This window comes from Rhodococcus gannanensis, from assembly GCF_042681175.1.
Lineage (GTDB): Bacteria > Actinomycetota > Actinomycetes > Mycobacteriales > Mycobacteriaceae > Rhodococcus_G > Rhodococcus_G gannanensis.
In genome coordinates, this window is the sequence record NZ_JBHUFB010000009.1 from 467010 (window position 1) to 487029 (window position 20020).

General features: G+C 68.3%; 15 protein-coding genes and 3 pseudogenes. 10 read left to right on the forward strand and 8 right to left on the reverse strand.

Annotated features, from left to right (window positions below; translation table 11 throughout):
• Nucleotides 1-236 precede the first annotated feature (236 nt).
• Nucleotides 237-1679 (reverse strand): annotated as a pseudogene (gene dnaA / locus ACFSJG_RS08960) (chromosomal replication initiator protein DnaA); the annotation flags it as partial.
• Nucleotides 1680-2364: 685 nt separating this feature from the next.
• Between dnaA and rpmH the strand changes: the two are divergent.
• The 9 genes from rpmH to ACFSJG_RS09005 all read left to right on the forward strand — a co-directional run bounded on the left by rpmH (nucleotide 2365) and on the right by ACFSJG_RS09005 (nucleotide 13697).
• A complete protein-coding gene (gene rpmH, locus ACFSJG_RS08965; protein WP_378484851.1) occupies nucleotides 2365-2508 on the forward strand; it encodes a 50S ribosomal protein L34 in 144 nt (47 codons plus the stop codon).
• Between the two features lie 21 nt (nucleotides 2509-2529).
• Complete coding sequence (gene rnpA, locus ACFSJG_RS08970; RefSeq protein WP_378484852.1) at nucleotides 2530-2904, forward strand: ribonuclease P protein component; 375 nt, start codon at nucleotides 2530-2532, stop codon at nucleotides 2902-2904.
• Entirely contained in the window at nucleotides 2901-3269 is a 369-nt protein-coding gene (yidD, locus tag ACFSJG_RS08975) for a membrane protein insertion efficiency factor YidD (protein ID WP_378484853.1), read from the forward strand. The genes rnpA and yidD overlap by 4 nt, the downstream gene beginning before the upstream one ends.
• A gap of 4 nt (nucleotides 3270-3273) precedes the next feature.
• A complete protein-coding gene (gene yidC / locus ACFSJG_RS08980; RefSeq protein WP_378484854.1) occupies nucleotides 3274-4341 on the forward strand; it encodes a membrane protein insertase YidC in 1068 nt (355 codons plus the stop codon).
• Nucleotides 4342-4401: 60 nt separating this feature from the next.
• Nucleotides 4402-4953 carry a Jag family protein gene (locus tag ACFSJG_RS08985; RefSeq protein ID WP_378484855.1) on the forward strand — a complete coding sequence of 184 codons (552 nt, stop codon included), beginning with the start codon at nucleotides 4402-4404 and terminating at the stop codon, nucleotides 4951-4953.
• Between the two features lie 4982 nt (nucleotides 4954-9935).
• Complete coding sequence (rsmG, locus tag ACFSJG_RS08990) at nucleotides 9936-10607, forward strand: 16S rRNA (guanine(527)-N(7))-methyltransferase RsmG (RefSeq protein ID WP_378485262.1); 672 nt, start codon at nucleotides 9936-9938, stop codon at nucleotides 10605-10607.
• 48 nt (nucleotides 10608-10655) lie between these two features.
• Nucleotides 10656-11657: a ParA family protein gene (locus ACFSJG_RS08995; RefSeq protein ID WP_378484856.1), complete on the forward strand. Its 1002-nt coding sequence runs from the start codon at nucleotides 10656-10658 to the stop codon at nucleotides 11655-11657.
• Complete coding sequence (locus ACFSJG_RS09000; RefSeq protein ID WP_378484857.1) at nucleotides 11657-12802, forward strand: ParB/RepB/Spo0J family partition protein; 1146 nt, start codon at nucleotides 11657-11659, stop codon at nucleotides 12800-12802. The genes ACFSJG_RS08995 and ACFSJG_RS09000 overlap by 1 nt, the downstream gene beginning before the upstream one ends.
• Before the next feature lie 217 nt (nucleotides 12803-13019).
• Nucleotides 13020-13697, forward strand: coding sequence for a GNAT family N-acetyltransferase (locus ACFSJG_RS09005; RefSeq protein WP_378485263.1), 678 nt, complete (start codon nucleotides 13020-13022; stop codon nucleotides 13695-13697).
• Between the two features lie 95 nt (nucleotides 13698-13792).
• On the opposite strand, the gene ACFSJG_RS09010 is transcribed toward ACFSJG_RS09005, so the two are convergent.
• The 6 genes and pseudogenes from ACFSJG_RS09010 to ACFSJG_RS09035 form a co-directional block, all read right to left on the reverse strand.
• Entirely contained in the window at nucleotides 13793-14992 is a 1200-nt protein-coding gene (locus tag ACFSJG_RS09010) for an N-acetylmuramoyl-L-alanine amidase (protein WP_378484858.1), read from the reverse strand.
• Between the two features lie 99 nt (nucleotides 14993-15091).
• Nucleotides 15092-15415 (reverse strand): thioredoxin, encoded by a 324-nt coding sequence (trxA, locus tag ACFSJG_RS09015; RefSeq protein WP_007537507.1) that lies wholly within the window; start codon nucleotides 15413-15415, stop codon nucleotides 15092-15094.
• A 52-nt stretch (nucleotides 15416-15467) separates the two neighbouring features.
• Nucleotides 15468-16457, reverse strand: coding sequence for a thioredoxin-disulfide reductase (gene trxB, locus ACFSJG_RS09020; protein ID WP_378484859.1), 990 nt, complete (start codon nucleotides 16455-16457; stop codon nucleotides 15468-15470).
• Nucleotides 16458-16499: 42 nt separating this feature from the next.
• The gene (locus ACFSJG_RS09025; RefSeq protein ID WP_378484860.1) at nucleotides 16500-17111 is read right to left on the reverse strand and encodes a TetR/AcrR family transcriptional regulator; all 612 of its coding nucleotides are present in this window, start codon (nucleotides 17109-17111) and stop codon (nucleotides 16500-16502) included.
• 40 nt (nucleotides 17112-17151) lie between these two features.
• Nucleotides 17152-17888, reverse strand: a pseudogene (locus ACFSJG_RS09030) (ABC transporter ATP-binding protein).
• A pseudogene (locus tag ACFSJG_RS09035) lies at nucleotides 17885-18574 on the reverse strand (FtsX-like permease family protein); the annotation flags it as partial. The pseudogenes ACFSJG_RS09030 and ACFSJG_RS09035, both read right to left, overlap by 4 nt.
• Before the next feature lie 135 nt (nucleotides 18575-18709).
• On the opposite strand from ACFSJG_RS09035, the gene ACFSJG_RS09040 reads away from it, so the two are divergent.
• Nucleotides 18710-19282, forward strand: a complete 573-nt coding sequence (locus ACFSJG_RS09040) for a TetR/AcrR family transcriptional regulator (RefSeq protein WP_378484861.1) — start codon at nucleotides 18710-18712, stop codon at nucleotides 19280-19282.
• Here the strand turns inward: ACFSJG_RS09040 and ACFSJG_RS09045 are convergent.
• Complete coding sequence (locus tag ACFSJG_RS09045) at nucleotides 19279-19992, reverse strand: hypothetical protein (protein WP_378484862.1); 714 nt, start codon at nucleotides 19990-19992, stop codon at nucleotides 19279-19281. The genes ACFSJG_RS09040 and ACFSJG_RS09045 overlap by 4 nt on opposite strands.
• Nucleotides 19993-20020: the final 28 nt, after the last annotated feature.

Sequence of the window (20020 nt, forward strand, 5' to 3'; positions counted from 1 at the left end):
ACGTTCATCCACCGCGCGTCCACAGTTGATCCCCCGTTGTTCCCCGGTTGTCCACATCCGTGTGGGTGGGCCGGTCGGTTCTGTCCCGAGAAACGTCCACATCGGGTGTGGAAACGTCCGGTTTTCCTGTGGAGACGTGTGGATGGTGAATCGTGCACACCCGGTGCGCTGGGCATACGGAAAAGGCGGACCGTCATCGTGGATGACGATCCGCCTTCTGCGCTGTGGACAACCGGTCAGCGTGCGCGCTGCTTGATTCTCGCTGTGAGTTCCTGCACCTGGTCGTAGACCTTGCGTCGTTCCGTCATCTCCTTGCGGATCTTCTTGTCCGCATACATGACGGTGGTGTGATCGCGGCCGAACGTGTTGCCGATCTTCGGCAGGGACAGGTCGGTCAGCTCACGGCACAGGTACATCGCGATCTGGCGGGCCTGGGCCAGCGGACGCGTCTTACCGGGACCGCAGAGGTCCTCGATGGCCAGCCCGAAGTACTCCGAGGTGGCCGCGATGATGGTGGACGCGTCGATCTCGAGCGGACTCGCATCGGGCATCAGATCCCGCAGCACCACCTCGGCGAGGCTGAGGTCCAGTGCCTGCCGGTTCAGCGACGCGAACGCCGTCACACGGATCAGCGCGCCCTCGAGCTCGCGGATGTTGCGGTCGAGTCGGCTCGCGATCAGTTCGAGGACGTCGTGCGGGACGTCGAGGCGGTCCATTCGCGCCTTCTTGCTGAGGATCGCGATCCGCGTCTCCAGCTCGGGAGGCTGGACGTCGGTGATCAGACCCCATTCGAACCGGGTCCGCAGCCGCTCCTCCAGCGTCGCCAGCTGCTTCGGCGGCCGGTCGGACGTGATGACGATCTGCTTGTTCGCGTTGTGCAGTGCCTCGAAGGTGTAGAAGAACTCCTCCTGGATGCCTTCCTTGCCCTCGATGAACTGGATGTCGTCGACGAGGAGCACGTCGGTTTCCCGGTAACGGCGCTTGAACGCGACCTTGCGGTCGTCGCGGAGGCTGTTGATGAAGTCGTTCGTGAACTCTTCGGTCGAGACGTACCGGACCCGGATGCCGGGGAACAGGCGCTGTGAGTAGTGGCCGGCGGCGTGCAGGAGGTGGGTCTTGCCGAGTCCGGACGAGCCCCACACGAAGAGCGGGTTGTAGGCCCGCGCCGGTGCCTCGGCGCAGGCGACCGCGGCGGCGTGGGCGAACCGGTTCGACGCACCGATGACGAAGGTGTCGAAGGTGTACTTCGCATTGAGGCTGTTGCCGTCGGAGGCGGTCGCAGGCGTCGTCGGCGGCTTGGTGAAGTAGGACGGCCAGGACTCGTTGACGCTGGCGATCGCCTCGCCGTCCTCGTCGATCTCGTCGTGCTCGCTCGGATCCGGCTCGAAGAGGTCCGCCTCCCCGATGTTGGGCCTGCGCCGGCGGAACGCCTCGACGCTGACCACACCGGTGTTCGCTGCATCCGACTCGTGTCGGAAGGGGGCGGGCGGTTCCGGGGCGGGGGCGACCGGGATCGGGGCCGGTTCGGGAACGACCGGGGTGAGGGTCTCGTTCGTCGGGGGTGCGACACGCACACCGAGGCCCTCGACGCCTTCGTCGATGTGCCGGTTCAGTGTTTCCAGGATCGGCTCGCGCAGATCACGTTCGATCGCTTCCTGGACGAACGAGGACGGAACCGACAGCAGCGCGAAGCCTTGGGCGAGGGTGAGCGGTCTGACCAACGCCAGCATTGCCTTCTGTGCCTTGCTCAGCGGCTGCCCGGACTTGTCCGCGGTCAGTTCGGCGAGGACATCCACCCAGACTCGCGCCAGGGTGTTCGTTTCCTCGTTCAACGTCGGCCCTCCCGAGTCCGTGCCGCGGTCACTCCGCGCCGATCTGTGATCGGGGGTTGTCCACGCTGGGGATAACTTCCCGCACAAGGCTTCGAATATGCCACCTGATCTGTGTTTCCACACAATTATCCACAAGTGTGGATAAAGGTCCGAGTGCTGGATCCACCGGGAGTCGAGGGTCGTGGGGGTCGGGTGCGCTGCCCTCACCTGCGGCGACGGCTCCGTCGCGGTCGCGAGTGCGGGCGGAATGTGGTTCTGGGCACCACGACGGCTCCGGCGTCGATGCACAATGGTGGCGCAGTGGCAAGGACTCTTGGGAACGTGGCGTGTCGCACGCCGTCGTGGTTTGACCTGACCGCCCGCGCTGCGTAGTCTCGTACAGTCACCTGTTCGAGGTGGCGGTTTCATGCTGACCGCATCGTGCTCCTCCGAGCCTGTGTCGGGTGCATGTCCGTCGCGACCGGTGACCACCGAATTTCAGCTACACAGACTGGCGTCGAACGGCGCCGACGATTTACGAGGAGTGTCGACCGTGGCCAAGGGCAAGCGGACGTTCCAGCCGAACAATCGCCGCCGCGCGCGCGTTCACGGCTTCCGTCTCCGGATGCGGACCCGTGCGGGCCGCTCCATCATCTCTGCGCGCCGCTCCAAGGGCCGCGCGTCCCTCTCCGCCTGATCTACCTGCGCGGGACCCCGGGTGCTGCCTGAGCCGCACCGGTTGCGGCGGCGAGCGGACTTTGCGTCCACTGTCCGTCGTGGTCGACGTGCGGCCCGCCCGGACGTCGTGGTCCATGCCCTGGCGAATGCCCAGGCCGGATCGCTCGTCAGCGACCCGGGTCCGCGTTTCGGTTTGGTTGTGAGTAAGGCTGTCGGGCCGGCGGTGATTCGACATCGAGTCGCACGCCGGCTTCGTCATATCTGCGCGAGCCTCGTCGACGAGGTCTCGGAGGGATCGTTCGTCGTCATCCGCGCCCTCCCCGGTTCGGCAACCGCCACGTCCGACGAGCTCGCACGACAGATGAGGTCCGGGTTGCGCAAGCTGGATCTCATGGCCGTGGGTGAGTCAGGATGACGGACGGCGGCACGGCGATGGCCGATCGACTCGCGGGTGTTCGTCGTGCACCTGCGCGGGTATTGATCTTCTGCATCGAGCTGTACCGCACCTATGTGTCACCGACACGCATGCCGACCTGCAGGTTCACACCGACCTGCAGCGAGTACGCGGTCGACGCGCTGCGTGAGCGAGGCGCCGTCGTCGGAACGATTCTGACGGTCGTGCGACTGCTCAAATGCGGACCCTGGCATCCTGGGGGCTGGGATCCCGTATCCACACGCCGGTCCCACCGACATGGTGGCGCCACCCGGGAGCACGGTGCACGGGACACCGACCAGCAACCCCACGACCTGTTGACCGTGGGCGACAAGAGGAGTACCTAGAGCCGTGCTCGACTTCATCTACTACCCGGTGTCCTGGATCCTCTGGGTCTGGCACAAGGTGTTCGGCTCGTTCCTCGGGGCGGACAACGGTTTCGCCTGGGCGCTGTCGGTGATGTTCCTCGTGTTCACCCTGCGTGCGATCCTGTATGTGCCGTTCGTCAAGCAGGTCCGCACCACCCGCCAGATGCAGGAACTGCAGCCGCAGATCAAGGCGCTGCAGAAGAAGTACTCCAACGACCGTCAGCGGATGGCGTTGGAGATGCAGAAGCTCCAGAAGGAGCACGGCTTCAACCCACTGATGGGCTGCCTGCCGGTCCTGCTGCAGGCGCCGGTGTTCATCGGTCTGTTCCACGTGCTGCGGTCCTTCAACCGCACCGGCGAGGGCTTCGGTCAGCTCGGGATGTCCGTGGAGGAGAACGCGAACACCGCGAACTACGCGTTCTCGGCGGCCGACGTTCAGTCCTTCCTGGACGCGCGCCTGTTCGGTGCCCCGATTGCTGCCGCGATGACGACACCGCAGGCTCAGCTCGCTGCCTACGGTGAACCGATCCCGACGATCTGGACGATCGCCGTCGTCGCCATTCCGCTGATGATCATCGCGTCTGTTGCGACCCACTTCAACTCGCGTGCTTCCGTCGCCCGCCAGAGCGAGGCCGCTGCCGCGAACCCGCAGGCCGCGATCATGAACAAGCTGTCGCTGTGGGTGTTCCCGCTCGGCGTGCTCGTCGGTGGCCCGTTCCTGATGATCGCCATCCTCCTGTACTGGGTGTCGAACAACATCTGGACCTACGCTCAGCAGCACCTCGTGTTCCGTCGGATCGACGCGGAGGAAGAGGAGAAGAAGGCCAAGGCGCTCGAGCGTCGAGCCGAGAATGCTCCCAAGCCGGGTGCCAAGCCGTCCACAGGCAAGAAGGCGAAGGGCGCCGCGCAGAAGGCCGGCGATCCGGACGCCGGCGAATCCGGTGACGCGACCGAGACGTCGAGCAGTGCGCAAGCAGCTCCGGGTGCGAAGCCGAAGCCCGGTGCGAAACCCCAGGGCAATCGCGGGAAGAACACCAAACGCAAGCGGTGACGCGAGTCCGAGGACTTCCGAGCGCGGTTGCGCTCTCCCTTTACAGAGAAGAGAACGACGATGGCGAATGATCCGGATACCGGGCGGGACGGAGTGGACGAGATCGTGGCGGACGTGACAACGGCTGCGCCCGTGGAGGAGCTCGACGAGGAGGACGTGCTCGTCGAAGAGGGTGAGATCGCAGGCGACTACCTCGAGCAGCTGCTCGACGTGCTCGACTTCGACGGCGACATCGACCTCGACGTCGAGGGTGACCGCGCCGTCGTGAGCATCGACGGCGGCGACGACCTCAGCAAGCTCGTGGGCCGCAAGGGTGAGGTTCTCGACGCGCTTCAGGAGCTGACCCGCCTGGCGGTGCAGCAGGCGACGGGCGAGCGCAGCCGACTGATGCTCGACATCGCCGGCTGGCGTGCGGGCCGTCGCGCAGACCTGACCGAGATCGGTCTCGCTGCCGCGAAGCGGGTCCTGGCGTCCGGTGAGCCGGAGTCGCTCTCCCCGATGACCCCGTTCGAGCGCAAGATCGTCCACGACGCGATTGCCGGCGTGGACGGTGTCACGAGCGAGAGCGAGGGCGCTGAGCCGTCGCGCCGCGTGGTCGTGCTGAAGGGCTGATCCGCACGCATTCTCGGAAGGCTCCCGACCCCCGCGGTCGGGAGCCTTCTGCGTTCCACGGTGTCGGGCGTTCGCCTCGAATGTTTCACGTGAATCCGCATCGACCCCGAAGTCGGACCGGCACCGGGCGTACCTCGCTCGAATCGAGGGGCGAGTCGGGGTGCCACCCGCCTCGGAGTGTGGCGACGGGTGACGAGTCCTCCCGGCGGCATGCATCCGGGCGTCCGCAACGAAGGTCGTGCCGCGGTCCCGTCCTCGCACTCCCCTCCCCCACCCGCCGACATCCCGGATCGAGGAGTGTCTCGCGACGACTCCATCGGAGCGGAGGGCTGTACGGTCAGCTTCGCGGCGGCGTGCGACCGACGACCTGTCCGACCTGCCGGACGGGATGCCGGACGAGGGCGATCCGTCGCCATTGGCGTTCGATCGCCGCACGTTGCGGGTGAGGTCCACAGGACGCAATCCGGTATCGGCTTCGGCTCTGTCCAGGAGCCGATACCTCGGGTGATTCGCGAGGCTGCCGGACGGCGATCGACTCGTGGTCGGTCGACGCGACAGGTGTCGGGCGGCGCCTGCGGTCGCATCCGGCGCGGAGTTGCGCCATCGGGCGCTCTGCGTCGTTCGCCGCGTAGGTCCTCCGTGGTGCGACTCCACCCCGTTCGTCGACACCGCGGCGGGCTCGCTGTCGTCATCTGGAGACGAGTGCTCACCAGACGTGGACGACGGGTGCAGAACCACGCCGTTATCGGAGTCTCGCGTCGGACAGGGTGTGCACTCGACGAGCGAGGCCACTCGGGCGGTCGACGACACTTCTTCTTTCGGGGTGTTGCCGGCCGACTCGGCGGAATGGGCCGCCGGACCCGTCGCGGGGCGACGTCCGACCGGTGTCGTCCTGTCCTGGGTGGGAATCATGTTGTTGTACAGCCGAATTCGGTGACCAACTCTGCCGCGCTGAGGCGGGGGTAACCCGAAGGTCTCAGGGTGTGAATTCCTACATGGACACCCTGGGATATTTCGTCACTGTGACGCCGCGGACCGGTTCGAGGGAGGTCGACCGATCGGTGGAACCGACAACGTCGACAACGCACGCCCGCACATGCGTGAAGTGATCCAACGAATCGGCCTTGGGGCGGGTTCTCCACTCGCGACCGGAGTCGAACGGACAGCGACCGGGCCGCGCGGCCGCGTGTTCGTCGTCTCGGAGCGGTGCCCTCGGATCGGCAGACGCCGAGCCCCTCCCCTCCCCCACCGGGGGCCTCCGCCATGAGGGTGCCCGGACCGGATCCGGGCTGAGGGACATGCCCATTCCTCGGCCCGCATTCCGATCGAACCGGGAACGGCTCCCCGTACCGGTTCGGGTGCGTGGGCCGACCGGAGCCACGAAACCGCGGTTTCACGTGAATCCGCGACAGGTCGTTCCGCGCCTCGTGCGCCCCCTGTTGCAGTGTCGGTCGACCCCATCTCGGGGTGACCGCAGGACGGCATCCGCGGGTGACCCTCTGCCGTCGAGTCGGCGAGACGACGGCGATGACCGGACGGTGTGAGTCGCAACGGACGTTCCGTCGATGCGGCGACTGCGATCGTTGGGCTGTCCCCCGCACGGAATTCCCGCGCCCGGCCCGTACAGCACCTCGCGACGCTCGAGCTCGTCGAGACCGCGGCGGGCCGCGCCGACTACGTGCGCGCAGTCGCTGGCCGAGCGGGCGGAACCGCTGCGAGCCGAGCTCCTCACGCGCTGCCGGGAACTGCTCACGTTCCGCTCGAGGGTCCGATGGTGTGCACGGCACGAGCGCGTACCCACCAGTGCGCGCCGGATGTCCCCCGGGTCGCTTCCTCGGCTGGGCGTGCTCCGGGACGGTTGTCCCGTCCGGGTGGAGCATGCGCCCAGGTCGTACTGCCGGATGTCGACACGGGTTGCAGAGGCGGTCGGCCGTGGCTGTGAACGCGGTGAATGTTGCGATGTCGGTTCGCGCCGACCCCTCCCCTCCCCCACCGAAATGCGACTCTGGCGCTCGGCTCCAGCGACCTCTCGGTACGAGTCGGTTCGTCGGGCCGAGATCGTTCCACGTGGAACCGCGCAGTCCTGGTCGCGCAACTCATGTTCATTGCCACTGGCGAAGGAGAGATCGGCGACGTACACGATCTACGGGGTCGCTGCTCGTCGCGCCTGGTCCACCCGACGACGACGCGCGCCGCGTCGGCGGCTTCCCGTTCAGACGTGTCACGCGGCATCGCCCGTCCTCGATGGATCTGGCCTCGAGACTGCGCCGCTACATCGGAGGTCAGCCTGCGTCGGACGCCTCGGCTGCTGAAGCGGCCCGCGCATCAAGCGTCCATGCACCCACTGCGGTGATCGGTTTCGTGTGGATACGATCCGGGGGCCAGAGAGGTGTGAATGCGTTTGACGCCGCCGTCGGTGCTGACGACGGTCGCGAAAGCGCCCTCGATCGAGACCGCCCCGTGGCCGTCCGCCAACACGACTCGACACGGAACGTCCTCCAGCGTCGCCGCGAACTCGGTCATGGTCCCGCGACTGCTGGGGAGGAGGTGTCGCGGTGAGTCGCGTGATCGCGCACAGCGTCACGAGACAGTCGGGACGGTTCGCCATCGCGGACGCCGACCCGAGCGCCCGGTTCGACGCCGCGACGGGACTCGAGTGCGGCGGCCGGTCTCGCAGGCGTCGAAGAACCGGCGCTCTCGTACAGATCTCCGGCCAACCGATCGATACGGGTCGGTTGTGTTCTGTCGTGGTTGATTCACGTGAAACCATGCGGCCTCGTCACGGTGGCTCAACAGGTCTTCTCACTGCAGGCGAGACAGCGCGACCACGCTTCGGTCGCCGCGAGCACACGTCTCACGATCGCCCGTGATCGGCTCCTCAGCGTTTGATCGCCGGGCTGCTGTGTCGTCGTTGCCTCGGCTGGATCCCGGCATCCACCTTCCCGCACAGAGGCGTGGAGTGACTCCTGCGATGTGGCCGGTCGACGATCGATTCGCCAGTCGCGTCCGAGCGGGATGAGGAGATGAGCGCCACTCGCGCGTGAGCGGTCGGAAGCAGACACGCACCACGACGCCCTGCCTGGGTACACCGCGCCCAGGACGATCAGCAGCCGCGCCTGGAGCTGCGCCGCGTCGTCCTGCAGGAGTGGTGCCGGCAGGCTTCCGGCATTCGGGGTCGATAGACGTGCGCCGGCGGAGTTCTGCGCCCTGGCCGCGGCACCGTCCTGTGCGGAGAAGCTTCGGCGACTGGGAGACGCGCCACCATGCCTGGACGCGGTTGTGGGCTGACCCCCCGGCGGGACACTTCGAGAGCTGCCGTGACGCTGCGAACCACTCCCCTCCCCCACCGAGGTCCGCCACGACGAGGCGCTTCCGCGACTCGTGCGACGCGGAACTGTGCGGTGGACCCGGAGGGTGTGTGCGATTGGTACGCGACCGCGGCTGCGCGGGACGAGCTCAGCCGAGGTGATGCCGTACTGCATGCACGTCCCAACCGAAGACACGAAGCGCCGGCGGCGTGCTCGGTCGTTCCCAGTCGATCGACTCCCGACAGTGCTTCACGTGAAACAGTGCGTTGCGAACGGCGATCCCCGGCCGTGCTCGAGGTGGAGTCGGCAGGTGGGCGGCGTCGACCGATGTCCCTGCTTCGAGTCTCACAACGGTTCGAGGTCGGCCGGCCGACGGCGCGCACGTTCTCGACGGCGGATGAGGGTGAGCCCGAACCCCTCCCCTCCCCCACCGCGAGGATGCCCCCGACTTCCGGGTGCAACGTGCTGCGGGCAACCCGCCTGACGGAGCTACCCGTGGGCGGCGAAGATGGCTGCCTTCGGTCGGACCGATAGATCCCCTTGGCGCTGGGACCCGCGCCGGTTCGTCCCCACCTACGTCCCCGTTCGTTCACGTGTCGGATCGGGCGCCGCGGCGTGCCGGACCTCGTCCAGGACTGCACCACCCCGTCGGTCGTCCCGCGAACCGGACCGGCGCATTCTCGAGGATCGGCGCCTCGGGTCGGTACACGGTCGCGGTAGGCGTCCGGGCACTGCCCCAGGGTCGCCGGATGACGATTGGTGTGCCAGTCGAATCCGACTGGGACGAGTAGCAGGTTCCACGTGAAACCGACCCGACGCCGCGGACACGGTCGCGACCGGCGGGGTCCCGAGCGGTTGCCGACACTTGGGGTGTGACATGACGGTCTCGATGTGCGCGTGCCGACCGAACTTGCCGATTGACGTGATCCGGTGAGCATGGATTGCGTGACGGCAGTCGCCGACAGCCGACGCGGCGTGAGGCTGCCGATCGACACGGGCGCGGGTATCCCAACGAGGGTTGCCCACCAACCCGCGGCGCGGCTTCGCTCATGCGCGGTGGAGATCGTCGGCCGTCGATGTCGTATCGGGGTGTGGCACTGCTTCACGTGAAACATCGCGACGGCAGCAGCGCGTGTGGTCGGTCCATCACCCGCTGCCCAGGTGACCGATCCCGCCGGGCTCGTCGTGGACTCGCCAAATCTGTCGGTCCGGCGGGCGGCGAGCGAACCCGCGTGAGGGCTCCGGGCGACGCTCACTCCTGGGGTGCTCCCCGCGCCCTGCGGAAGCGGCCGAATCAGCGCCGCCCGATCCGATCCGATTCGCGCGCCCGAGCGCAGGTGCCCGCGCACCTCTTGCGCTACCACCCTGGTGCCGGCGATTCCGTGATGCTTCACGTGAAACAGGAACAGTCGGTGAATCGACGCATGGTTCGGGGTCTGGCCGTGTTGCCCGCCCAGTGGGCGACGAGGTGAGATCCGAGTCGCGCGGCGACCGAGGCACATCGAGAGCGCTGTCGTGACGCTGCGAACCACTCCCCTCCCCCACCGAGGCTCGCCACGACGAGGCGCCTCCGCGGCCCTATTGCCCGCCATTCGATGTCGGTTCGTGAAGTTCTCATGTCGGGCATCGGAATACGGCCTGTTGGTTTGTGGAATCTCGCGAGTGCGCGGGAAGATGTTTCACGTGGAACCCATCGAGTCCGAAACCCTTCCCGACGCCGCTCAACGTGTCTTCGGGGACCGGCTTCCCCTTGCCTTGAAGTACCACGACTCCCTCGCCACGGACGGTGTCGAGCGTGGACTGATCGGACCGCGGGAGGTCCCGCGACTCTGGGAGCGTCACCTCCTGAACTGCGCCGTGATCGGCGAACTCATCGGAGAGGGCGAGTCGGTCGTCGACGTGGGAAGCGGTGCCGGTCTCCCCGGCATCCCGCTCGCGATCGTGCGCCCGGACCTGCGGATCACGCTGGTCGAACCTCTGCTGCGCCGGTCCGTCTACCTGGCGGAGTTCATCGAATCCGCCGGTCTCGACGTCCGCGTCGTGCGGGGTCGCGCCGAGCAGGCCGGGGTCATCCAGGAGGCCGGGGGCGCGGACGTCGTCACGTCGCGTGCCGTCGCCCCGTTGGAGAAGCTCGCGCGGTGGTCACTGCCGCTGGTCCACACGCACGGCCGCATGTTGGCGATGAAGGGATCCAGCGCCGCCGAGGAGATCGAGCGCGATCGTGCTTCCCTAACCAGGCTGGGGGCTGGCAAGCTTGAGGTCGTCGAGTGCGGCGTCGGGATTCTCCCGACGCCGACGACTGTTGTTCGGGCGGAACGCATTCCGAAGAAATCCCACCGGCGATGACAATCGTGGTTCAGCGGTGATCGAGCCAGTCCAGTGAAGGAGCACTACATGACGGGTGGACCCGAAGCTACCGTTTCACGTGAAACGGACCACAATTCGTCGCGATCCGCCGACTACGTGTCTCCGAACCAGGACGAGCCCGCATCCGGTCCCTACGACGGCATCTCCCTCGAGGACACCCCCATCGGTGCGGCCGCCCAGCGTGCGAGCCAGGTGCTGCACCCGGGGAGTGTGACGCTGCCGAAGCCGGAGCGCCGCCGGATGTTGACGATCGCCAACCAGAAGGGCGGCGTCGGCAAGACCACGACGGCCGTCAACCTGGCGTCGGCACTGGCCGTTCAGGGTCTGACCGTTCTGGTGGTCGATCTCGACCCGCAGGGCAACGCCAGCACGGCACTCGGTGTCCCCCACCACTCCGGGATCCCGTCGAGCTACGAACTGCTGATCGGCGAGGTCACCCCGAAGGAAGCAGTGCAGCAGAGCCCGCACAGCGAGAAGCTGTACTGCATCCCGGCCACCATCGATCTCGCCGGCGCGGAGATCGAGCTCGTGTCCATGGTCGCCAGGGAGAACCGACTCAAGAACGCCCTGTCCGAGGCGTTTCTGACGGAGCTCGGTGTGGACTTCGTCCTCGTCGACTGCCCGCCGTCGCTGGGGTTGCTCACTGTGAACGCGCTGGTGGCGGCCAACGAGGTGCTGATCCCGATTCAGTGCGAGTACTACGCACTGGAGGGCGTCGGTCAGCTCCTGCGCAACATCGAGCTGGTCAAATCCCATCTCAACCCGGAACTGCACGTGTCGACGGTCCTGCTGACCATGTACGACGGGCGCACAAAGCTCGCCGACCAGGTGGCCGAGGAGGTCCGCGGCCACTTCGGAGAGGCCGTCCTGCGTGCGGTGATCCCGCGCAGCGTGAAGGTCTCCGAGGCTCCGGGTTACGGGATGACCGTTCTCGACTACGATCCCGGTTCACGTGGCGCGATGAGCTATCTGGACGCCGGCCGTGAACTCGCTGCTCGTACCGCATCGACCAAAGCGCAGGAGAACTAGTGGCACAGAGAAGCAAGGGCGGTCTCGGACGGGGCCTCGCGGCACTGATTCCGACGGGCCCCGACGCCGGACCCCGGCTCGGGACTGCCGCAGCCGACGTCATCATCGGCAACGTGGTCGCACCGGTGAAGCCGGCAACGGACACGCCGGACACCGCGACCGAACCGGTCCCCTCCCCCACCGATACGGGTGCCGCCGCGGACGCCGACACGAAGGTCGAGCCGGCCACCCCCGCCGACTCCGCACCCTCGACGGATGCCGAGCCTGCGGCCGCATCGAAGCCGAAAGATGCTAAGCCCACAGGTGGGAAGGCTGCGTCCGAGGAGCTGACGCCGGTCGGCGCGTCCTACCGGGAGATTCCGGCGGCCCAGATCCAGCCGAACCCGAAGCAGCCGAGGTCGGTGTTCGACGAGGAGGCGCTGGCGGAACTCGTGCACTCGATCCGTGAGTTCGGGCTGATGCAGCCGATCGTCGTCCGCGCCATCGGACCCGACAGCTACCAGCTGGTGATGGGCGAGCGCCGCTGGCGGGCTTCCCAAGAAGCCGGTCTCACGAGCATCCCGGCGATCGTGCGGGAGACCAACGACGGCGACATGCTGCGCGACGCGCTGCTGGAGAACATCCACCGGGTCCAGCTCAACCCGCTGGAGGAGGCCGCTGCCTACCAGCAGCTGCTGGAAGAGTTCAACGTCACGCACGAGGAGCTGGCGACGCGGATCGGCCGGTCCCGGCCGGTGGTCACGAACATGATCCGATTGCTGAAGCTGCCGATTCCGGTTCAGCGACGGGTGGCGGCCGGTGTCCTCTCCGCGGGGCACGCGCGTGCGCTGCTGTCGCTGGAGGCCGGCGCGGATGCGCAGGAGGTGCTCGCGGCGCGGATTGTGGCCGAGGGCATGTCGGTGCGGGCGACGGAGGAGGCCGTCACGCTCGCGAACAGGGACGGCGGGGACCTCCCCGCTCCCCCGGTCAAGCGCAAGCCGATCCAGATGCCCGGGCTTCAGGACGTCGCGGATCGCTTGTCGGGCGCGTTCGACACCCGAGTGACCGTCAGCCTCGGTAAGCGGAAGGGCAAGATCGTCGTCGAGTTCGGCTCGGTGGACGACCTCCAGCGGATCGTCGAGATGATGGAGTCCCCTGGCGCCTGACCGCCGAGGGAGCCGGTTGCGTCACCGTGACGTAACCGGCCGAAGGGCGAGGCTCCGGCCGTGCACGAACAGGTTCGGGCACACGAGTGATCGGGTTCTGCGCGGCCACCACGGCCGGGCAGAACCTGATCGCCTATCCTTTACCTGAAGATCGGTTGAATGCGTGGGACGCCTCTTCTCGGCGCCCGCGCGCGGTGTCGTGGAGGCGAGTGTCAGGGTGTCGATGCGCATCAGCCCACTCACCCTCGACGGCTTCGATCAACTACCTCGTCACGCCCGCCGCTGCGTCTTCTGGGAGATGGATCCCGACGCACTGCGCGATTCCCGTGTGTACGCGGACCCCGAGTTCGAAAAGGAAGCATGGCTGTCGATGGTCATGCTGGAGTGGGGTTCGTGCGGACAGATCGCCACCCTCGACGGGCGTCCCGCGGGATGCGCCCTGTACTCCCCGCCCGGGAACGTGCCCCGCGCCAAGCTCTTTCCGACGTCTCCCGTCAGCCCGGACGCGGTCCTGCTGACCAACATGCGCCTCGAACCGGTCGCCGAGTTGGACGGTGTGGGGCCGAGCCTGATCCAGGCCGTCGTGGGCGATCTGGTGCGTCGCGGCGTTCGCGCCATCGAGGCGTTCGGCATCGTCCGCGGCCCCGACGAGGACCGTACGGCGGGCAGTTCGCATGTGTGCGGCCCGTCCGAGTGCATGATCGATGCCTCGTTCCTCGAGGACATGGGCTTCGAGGTGGTCGCGGCGCATCAGCGGTTCCCCCGTCTGCGTCTCGAACTCGACCGTGACCTGGGCTGGAAGGCCGATGTCGAATCGGCGTTGGAGCGACTGCTGATGGCGGCCGCCGTCACGGTGCCCGAGAGCACCCACAAGTCGGCCGTGGGTGTGCTCTAGGACGTTTCTCTCCATCCCTTGTCGGCGCGCCCCTGGCGTTCGACGGGGGGATCAGGGGACCACGCCCCGGTCGAGACGCGTGCGCCGCGGTCGGCTCAGGCGCGGTCGGCCTTCGCGAGCTCCTCGGCGAGCAGTTCCTTGAAGGTGAACGTGCCCGTCGGCTGATCGTCCTGACCGAGCAGGTACAGCCGCTTCACCGCGACCAGGATCGCCTCCGCGATGGTGTCGCGGTTGCGCGGGTTGATGAGCGTCTTCACATCGGAATCGTTTGTGAGATAACCGATGTCGATCTGGACCGTGGGCATCGTGGTGAGCCGCAACAGATCCCACGAGCGACCGTGCGAACGGCAGTTCTGAAGTGGTGCGCGAGCGACGATTTCGCGCTGGATGAAGTTCGCGAGCACCTGTCCGATCCGGGACGTCGCGCCGTGGGAGTTGCCGAAGTGGAAGGTGGCGACACCGTTCGCCTGCGGGCTCGAGCTGCTCGCGCAGCGCAACGAGATCATCAGGTCGGCGTCGAACGAATTGGACGTCTCGGCCCGCTGGGCGGTGGACGGATTGCTGTTCGGCGGGTGCGACAGGAACGTCTCCATCCCGGTCGCCGCCATCCGGCCCTCGAGCCGGCTGGCGATGTCCCAGAGGATCTGCGCCTCGGTGATCGGGCCGTGCGGCGTCGGCACGACGGCACCGGTCGCGTCCCCACCGAGATCCGGATCGATGACGATGCGTTTGCCGCTCAGCTGCGGTCCGGAGCGGCGAACCGACTCCTCCTCCGTGATCGCGTGCGGGGACCCACCGGTGACGCGGGTGCCGAGCAGCTCGAGCGACCGCAGGGTCTGCGGACCGCAGATCCCGTCCGAGGCGATCCCGATCTCCCGCTGGAACGAGGACAGCCCCGCGTGGGTCTTGGGTCCGAAGTGACCGTCCACGCGGCTGGAGTAGAAGCCGAGATCCTGCAGCCTGGTCTGCAGCGCCGCGACGTCGTCGCCGAACTGCGGGGCCGAGACCTGGTACGCGAGGGTACGGGCGCCGAGGCGGTAGGACGCCTCCCGCAGCGCGCGATAGGTCGCCGCGCCGACGACACCGTCGACGAGGAGGCCTCGCTGCTGCTGGAAGGCCCGTACCGCGCTGTCGAGATGGTGGTCGAACACCGGGTCCGCGGCAGCCGCCTGCGCACCGCTGCCGGGCTCGCGGTGCGCGGCGGTGACGCCGTCGAGGAGGTAGCCCAGGGCGGAAAGGGTGCTCCGAATCTCGGCGACAGCGGGACCTCGGTCGCCGTGACGGAGTCGATGCATACGAAGGAGCCCTTTCTCGTGCCTGTGCCGCCAACACCCTGGGGGTGATTCTCGCAGAAGCCCCCGGGGAAACAGCAATCCCGAGGGCCGTGGCGACGGTTACAGAACGTCCGAGAGCTCCTTGAGCAGGGCCGCCTTGCCCTTCGCGCCGACGATCTGCTTGACCGGCTTTCCGCCCTGGAACAGGATCATCGTCGGAATCGACATGACCTGGAAGTCGCGCGCCGCCGACGGGTTGGCGTCGATGTCGAGCTTCGCGACGGTCAGCTTCTCGGCGTGGTCACCGGCGATCTCCTCGAGCACCGGCGCGACCATCTTGCACGGACCGCACCAGGTGGCCCAGAAGTCCACGAGCACGGGCTTCTCGGATTCCAGCACGTCCTGCTGGAAGGAGTCGTCGGTGATGTTGATGGTGTTGGCCATGAGTTCTCCTCGGGTGTCGGTTGCGCTCGGGTGTCTGGCGGACGAAGGCCGGTCAGGCCTCGACTGCGACCGGCTCACCGGCGGCGTCGAGCGTGTTGGCGGTGATGTCGCCGCGCTCGGCGAGCCAGCGCTCGGCGTCGATGGCCGCGGAGGCGCCGGTTCCGGCTGCGGTGATCGCCTGACGGTAGGTGTGGTCGACGAGGTCTCCTGCGGCGAACACGCCCTCCACGGACGTGTAGGTGCTCGGCGACTGCACGTGCACGTAGCCGGCCTCGTCGAGATCCACCTGGCCCTTGACCAGTTCGCTGCGCGGATCGTGGCCGATCGCGACGAACATGCCGGTAACGGGCAGGGTCCGCTGCTCACCGGTGACGGTGTCACGGACGACGAGACCGGTGACGCTGGTCTCACCGAGCACCTCGACGGGCTCCGCGTTGGTGACGAAGGTGATCTTCTCGTTCGCCTTCGCGCGCTCGAGCATGATCCGGGACGCGCGGAACTCCTCACGCCGGTGCACCAGGGTGACCGAACGTGCGAAGCGGGTCAGGAAGGTGGCCTCCTCCATCGCGGAGTCGCCGCCGCCGACCACGACGATGTCCTGGTCCTTGAAGAAGAAGCCGTCGCAGGTCGCACACGCGGACACGCCGCGGCCGAGGAGGGTCTCCTCGCCCGGAATGCCCAGGTAACGAGCGGCGGCGCCCATCGCGAGGATGACGGCGTGGGCGTAGTAGGTCTCGCCGTTCGCGACGACCTTCTTCACCGGGCCGGTGACGTCGATCTCGTCGACGTCCTCGGTGCGGATGTCGGCGCCGAAGCGCTTGGCCTGCTCGCGCATCTCGTCCATCAGGTCCGGACCCATGATGCCGGCGCGGAAACCGGGGAAGTTCTCGACCTCGGTGGTGGTCATCAGGGCACCACCGAACTGGGTGCCCTCGAACAGCAGCGGCTCCAGCTCGGCGCGCGAGGCATAGACGGCGGCCGTGTACCCGGCAGGTCCCGAGCCGACGATGATCAGGTCGCGAACGGAGGTCGGAGTAGTCATGGGGCCTTCCCGGTAGTGGACGTCGACTGGCTCAACACCAGACTAGGTTGTGCTGTTCCCGTACCCGGTCCGATGCGCGACCAAGGTCACGTACGGCTCGATCAGTGCGGTGGCACGGGAGCGTACCGCCGCGACGTCCGCGCCCGCTTCGATCTGCCGGGACGCGGCGTGCACGACGGCGTTCACCAGGTCGGCGGTCTCGGCGGCGTCGGGCACGCCGAGCTCGTCGAGCGCGTCCACCAGCGGCGCCTTGAGCTGGTTGTGCATCTCCGCGCTCGCCCTGTTCACCTTCTCGCTCGGCGCGACGGCCGCGATCGCCGACGCGATGGCGTGCTCGCCCTCCGCTACCAGGTCGAGGTTGGCGGTCACGTACGCGAGGATCCGCCGGTCGGGGGCGCCGGCCGCCGCCATCGCCTCGTCCACCCGCGCCGACCAGCGGGGAAACGCGTCCTCGATCAGCGCCTCGAGCAGATGCTGCCGCGACCGGAAGTACTGGTACATGCTGGATCGTGCGAGCCCCGCCCTCGCCGCGACCTCGGCGAACCCGGGGATCTCCGGCTCACCCTCGGCGAGCAGCTCGCGCGCGGCGTCGAGAAGGGCCCGTTGCTGCGCGGCGCGATGCTCGGCCACGGTCGGTGCGGTGATCCGCGGCACGCGTGGTCCCCTTCCCCGGTGCGGCCGGTCCGGGCGGGGCTCAGACGGCGGTGAGGCGACCGTCGGTCATCGTCACGACCCGGTCGCAGTGGTCGAGAACATCGTAATCGTGGGTGACCATGACCGTGGCGGTGCCCGATTGCCGGGTCTCCCGCGCCAGCAGTCGCACGATGTCCTGGCTGCGGGCGCGGTCGAGGGCCGCGGTCGGCTCGTCCACCAGGAGCACCGACGGCCGGGCCATCAGCGCCCGCGCGATCCCGACGCGCTGACGTTCGCCGCCGGACAGTTGGTCTGGGCGCCGGTCCTGCTTGTCTCCGAGCCCGACCGCGTCGAGCAGTTCGAGTGGATCCCGGAAGCGGGACCGGTCCGACCCGGGTGCCGTGCGAGCTACGAGTTCCAGCTGTTCGGCCGCGGTGAGAGCGGCGAGCAGGTTGCCCGACTGGAAGACGAAACCGATGTGGGTCTGCCGGAACCGGGCCAGCCTGCGCGCCGACAGCGCGGAGAGGTCGTGGCCGTCGACGAGAACGGTGCCGGAGTCGGCGTGGCCGAGCCCGCCCGCGACGGCGAGCAGGCTCGACTTGCCCGATCCGGACGGTCCGACGACGGCGACGAACTCGCCCGGGTCACCGTGAGGTGAATGTCGTCGAGCGCGACGACGGTGCCCACGCCGTCTCCGAGGCTCAGATTCACCCCGCGCAGCACCAGACCGGTGTCATCCCGGTCGCTGGACCCTGGTGCGGAAGCTGTTGTGGCGGAGACGTTTCGGTGGTCGGTCATCGGGCACCTCCGAGTGCGGTGAGCGGGTCGACGGACGCGATACGGGCGATGGCGGCGGCGGAGCCGAGCAGGCCCAGCACGATCAGCAGTGCCGACGCGGTCACGACGGACGTCGGGTCGAGGGCGAACGGCACTCCCCCGCCGATCAGCGAGCCGACGCCGGAGCCGACGGCCGCCCCGACCGCGGTCGCCGCCAACAGCAACAGCAGGGCCTGGGCGAGGCCGTCCCGCAGCAGGTAACGGGTGGGGGCGCCGAGCGCCCGCAGCACCGCGATCTCGTGCTTGCGCTGGATGGTCCACACCGTGAAGAACGCGCCGACGACCAGTGCCGAGATCGCGTACAGGAACACCTGGATCAGCGTCATCGTGCTGGTCTCGGCCGAGAACCCGGGCGACGAGGCGAACGACTCCTCGAGTGGCACCGACGACGTACCCGCGGCCGCGTCCCCCGCCGCGAGGTCGAGGTCCGTTCCCGGAAGTACTTGCAGCGCAACGGCAGTGGCTTCGTCGTAGGCCTGTGCGTGTGGGGTGTCGCCGGGCCGGGTTCCGGCGCGGATCTCCTGCCAGGTGCGCAGTGGCACGAACGCGACGTCGACGTGCCCGAAGGTGCGCTGGTCGGAGGTGGCGCCGACCACCCGCAGTGTGGTGCCGATCCGGTCGATGGTGACGGTGTCGCCGATGTTCAGTACATGACATCTCCCTGAGCCCTGTGGGCTTTTCACGACAGTGTGTCGGCAAAGATAGCAACAGTGTGTCGGGAAGATTGCCGAGGGTCCCGAAGTTGTGGTCTCGGACGCGTCCAGGGGCGACAATCGGGCTCGATGAACACCACTTCGGGACGACCCCGCGACCCCCGTATCGCCGCCGCCGTGCTCACCGCCACGCGAGAGCTGTTGCTCGAGGTCGGATTCGACCAGCTCAGCGTGCGGGCCGTCGCAACTCGCGCCGGGGTCAGCAGGGCGGCGATCGGCCGTCGGTGGGAGTCGAAGGCGCAGCTCGTCCTCGACGCGGTACTCGGAGTGGCGCCGGACCTCACGCCGTTCGACGGCGCGGATCGCGAGGGCTGGATTCGATGGGTGGTCACGGGCAGTTCCGAACTGTTCCGTCAGCCGGAGGTCCGGGCGGCGGTGCCGGGCCTGCTCGCGACGCTCCGGGACCACGACGACCTGCGTACCGCGCTGTGGCAGAACTTCGCCGGGCCCGCCGCCGAGCTGCTGCCCGCCGAGGGCGGCGGCCGGGACACCGACATCGACACCGCCCGCGCCCTGCTCGCGCTGGGGGCCGGCGCCGCGATGTTCCTCTCCCTGATCGCACCGTCCGAGGACACCGACGAGATGCGGGCGGCGATTCTCGCCATCCTGCTGCCCGGTGCGGGGGTGACGGACGGCTCCTAGCCGATGTCCGTCCGAGCGAGGGTGTCGGGATTCGTTGCACTGCAGGAGTTTCCGACGACGAGCGCGGTGATCGTGGGTGGGGTCGGGCCGGGGAGCAGCAGCAGCACGCCCGCGGCGCCGTGCAACGTCACCGTCGTCGAGCCGAGAACCGGCGACGCGGCGTCGATTCCGTTCGCGCGCAGGCACGCACCGCGACGGTCCGCATCCGCGTAGGCGCCCGGGTCGGAGTGGCCCACCACGCCGAGCACGGTGGCGGGCGGCAGGTCGTCGCCGAGATCGACCGCGGCCGTCGGCTGGGCGAGCACCGCGCCGTCCGGGCGGGCGTCCTCGACGGAACGCAGGGTCGCGAAACCGACCCCGCCGAGGACCGCGAGCATCGCGGCCGCCGCGGCGAACCCGATCGACAGCCGGCGACGCCGTGCGGAGAGATCCGTGACCGGTGCCGGCATGTCGTCCGCGTCGAGCGCCGCCCTGATCCGGCTCATCACCGGTTCCGGCGCGGCGGGTGCGGGGGCAGGATCGGTTCGCAGCGCCGCGAGGTCACTGCGGACGCGGTCGAACGCCGCCAGCACCGCGCATGCATCCGGATCGGTGGCGACGGCGCTCCGCAGCCGCGCGGCCTCGTCGTCGGGCAGGACGTCGCCGTGCAGATCGGCGAGCAGGTCGGTGGTGAACGGTGGGTGCGGGGCATCCCGTCCGTCGGCGACCATGACACCTCCTCTGCGCTGTTCGCGGACC